General features: G+C 70.0%; 3 protein-coding genes. All 3 read right to left on the bottom strand.

Going from position 1 to position 3,010, the window contains the following annotated elements; all coding sequences use genetic code 11:
* Nucleotides 1–406 precede the first annotated feature (406 nt).
* Complete coding sequence (locus tag WML84_RS14345; RefSeq protein ID WP_347346816.1) at nt 407–1,642, bottom strand: type III PLP-dependent enzyme; 1,236 nt, start codon at nt 1,640–1,642, stop codon at nt 407–409.
* Nucleotides 1,639–2,175 carry a hypothetical protein gene (locus tag WML84_RS14340; RefSeq protein ID WP_347346815.1) on the bottom strand — a complete coding sequence of 179 codons (537 nt, stop codon included), beginning with the start codon at nt 2,173–2,175 and terminating at the stop codon, nt 1,639–1,641. Before WML84_RS14340 ends, WML84_RS14345 begins: the two co-directional genes overlap by 4 nt.
* Nucleotides 2,176–2,291: 116 nt before the next feature.
* Nucleotides 2,292–3,010: alpha/beta fold hydrolase (locus WML84_RS14335; protein ID WP_347346814.1), on the bottom strand; the 719-nt coding region annotated here is incomplete at its 5' end.

The raw sequence follows: 3,010 nt of genomic DNA, 5'->3' as shown, positions 1-3,010 counted from the left end.
CGTGGGATACCAGCAGCTCGTCGCCACCGGGTGGGATTCGCGGCTCGACTCGGTGGAGCGCATGGCCGCCTCGCTGCTCGAGCTGGCGCTCGGGCGCGTCTGACGGTCTCGCCGCCGCCCGCGACGTCCGCCGGCGTCGGCAGGGCCCGAGATGCGCCGCGGTCGTCGCCAGAGGGATCGCGCTCTCTTCGCAGCCGAGTTCCTCGACGCGCCTCGCGGCCTACCACCTGCACAAGCCGTGGGCGCTCTTCAGCATCCTCTTCGGGAACCCGATCATCTCGGGCACCGCGCGTCGATACCGCAGCAACTGGCCGTGCTGACTCACGGTGCGGACGGGCTGTTCTCGTAGCCAACTGGCGCTGGACACGTCGATTCGGCATCTCGGGCCTTGGAGAGAGGCGCGGATTCAGGATGCCGCCGTGCTCAGCATCCTCACCGGCGCAGCATCGTCTCGCGCCTCCGGCGACACGTCGGCGGGTTCCGCCACGACGGCGATCGGCGTCGCCACGCGGCCGTTGAAGGTCGTCGCCGTGACAATCGTGTACGCACCCATCGCGGGACTGACCAGCAGATCACCGACGGAGAGCGGCGGCAGCGGCACGTCGCGCGCGACGATATCGGCGGAGTCGCACGTCGGCCCCGCGACAGTCGTCGGTGCGAGCCTCGCTCGCGCGACCAGCGGGCCAGGCGCCGGCAGGATCATCGGATGCACGTCCTCGGCCACAACGTTCGAGTATGCGCCGTAGACCCCGTCGTCGACGTAGACCCAGCGCCTCCCACCGCGCTCGGCCCTACCGGTGACGCTCGTCACGAGGCTCATCGCCTCCGCGGCCAGCAGTCGTCCGGGCTCGACGAGGATGCGCAGCCGCCCCGCACGGGGCGCGAGCAGTGGCCGGATCGCGTCGGCGATCTCCTCGACGGACGTCACCGGAGCGTCGTACGCGACAGGGAAGCCCCCGCCGACATCGAGCACCTCGAAGCGAACGTCGGTGGTCGCTTCGAGCTCGTCCATGAGCTCGAGCGTGCGGCCCACGGCATCCGCGAACCTCCTGGGCGCGTCGAGCTGGCTGCCCACGTGAAAGCTGAAGCCCACGACGTGTAGCCCGCGCCTCATCGCGTGCCCGATCAGCGCTCGCGTCTGAGACGGCTCGATGCCGAACTTCGCGGAGAGGTCGCTCTTGGCCTCGGGGTTCGGGTACGACAGCCGCAGGAGCACTTGTGCCGTGGGCGCAGAGGCCGCGAGCTTGTCCAGCTCGACGGGATTGTCGGCGACGAACAGCTGCACCCCACGATCCCAGGCCTCTGCGATCTCGGCGGGCTTCTTCACCGGATGGGTGAAGAGTGTGCGATCCACGGGAACGCCGCGGGCGCGTACGCGATCGAGCTCCTCGATGGATGCCACGTCGAACCCGCATCCTTCCTGCGCGAGCGTGTCGATGACCGCGGTATGGTCCAGCGCTTTCACCGCGTAGTAGACCTCGGCGAACGGCAGCGCCGCCCGCAGCCGCCGGTACTGTGCGCGCACGCGGCCGGGCTCGAGCAGCAGCAGCGGGGTGCCGTGGAGCTCCATGGCTCGCTGGACGCCCTCGTCGCGGAAGAGAGTCGCGATCTCGGCCTCGCGACGGGCTCTGAGTGTGTTCATCGAGACCGCACCTCCGATGTGCCAATTCCCTGGCGCAGTCCGGTCCGCTCGGTGATGGTGAACGCGCCCGCTGCGATGGCGTAGAACACGACGTCGGCGAGGACCTTGCCGACCAGCAGCGCCCACAGCGTCCCGGGAAGCAGCCACACGGCGAGCGCGATCAGCCCGGGTCGCACCAGCAGACTGTCCAGCAGTTCGGCGGGGCCGAACTCGGCGACGATGAGGAGCGCGCTGCGGTATGCCGCGGCCCGCCGCGTCCGCGTCACCGCGCGCTGCTCACGGTAGATGCCGACGGCGATCACCGCATAGAAGCCCACGCTCTCGGCGATGGTCGCGGCGCCCGCCGTCGCGATAGGGGATCCCGACCACGCGTGCACGACCAGGCCCGCAGCGACTACGGCGAGGGTCCCGGCGATCTCGGCGGGCAGATACCGGCGCGCCCAGAACCACACCCGCGTCCACCGGCGTCTCGACGTCGTCTGGGGCTGCGGACCGGCATCCGTCACGGCGATCGGCGCGCTACTCATCTCCACGTGACCCTCTCTTTTCATGGAAGAGTCACGAGCCGCCGCGAGAATACATCCCCCCTCGGGTTCTCGGGAGCCTGGTGGTCAGAGTCGCCTCGTCCCCTATTCGTACAGCAGTCCCATCAGACGCCCGCCCAGAAGTCGATGATGAAACGCGTCAGCGCCGCCGGTCGTTCCAGCGCCACAAGTGTGCGCGCGCCCGGGATGTCGGCGCGTTCCGCTCCGGGAATAAGCGCGGCGGCCGCATCCGCGCTCTCGCTCGACCACTCGGCACGGTCGGTGCCGTGCACGATGAGCGTCGGCACGCGGATGCTGGCAAGCTCCGAACGCACGTCGACGCGCCGCAGCACGAACGACTCCGCTGCGAGCCGAATGCTGCGCCTCGTGTTCGCCAGAAATCCTTCACGAAACTCACCGAACGTCGGCGCGTCCGCCTGGCCGGCGGCGGACAGCTGCGCCCGGGCGAGGACCGTCACGAGCGGCCCGCGACCGAGCACGGCGACCACGGCGAGGCCCGCGCGCAGAGTCCGCAGCAGCTTCGGATTCGTCTCGGGCGGTGCACCGATCGCGACCAGTGTGCGCAGGGTCCTATCCCGCCCGAGCTTGTAGCCGACGTGTCCGCCGAACGCCTCGCCGATCCAATCGACGGGTTCGCGGATGCCAAGCCCGTCGAGCAGTTCCTGGGCGGCGCGGGCGGCGCCGTCGATGTCTGACGCGACGGTCATCGGGTCGCTCCGCCCGTGCCCGGGCGGGTCGACGACGACGAGGCGCCGATGAGCCGACAGCAGCGGAACCAGTCGGTCGAACGAGCGGCCATCGGTGAATACCGACGGCCAGAGCA

This window comes from Microbacterium sp. (assembly GCF_039812165.1).
Lineage (GTDB): Bacteria > Actinomycetota > Actinomycetes > Actinomycetales > Microbacteriaceae > Microbacterium.
Note: the sequence above shows the minus strand (reverse complement) of the source record. Positions and strands in the feature narration are given on the sequence as shown.

Bases quoted from the DNA above. Each gene is read 5' to 3' on its own strand.
- WML84_RS14345 (WP_347346816.1), bottom strand. From the start codon at position 1,642: ATGAACACACTCAGAGCCCGTCGCGAGGCCGAGATCGCGACTCTCTTC.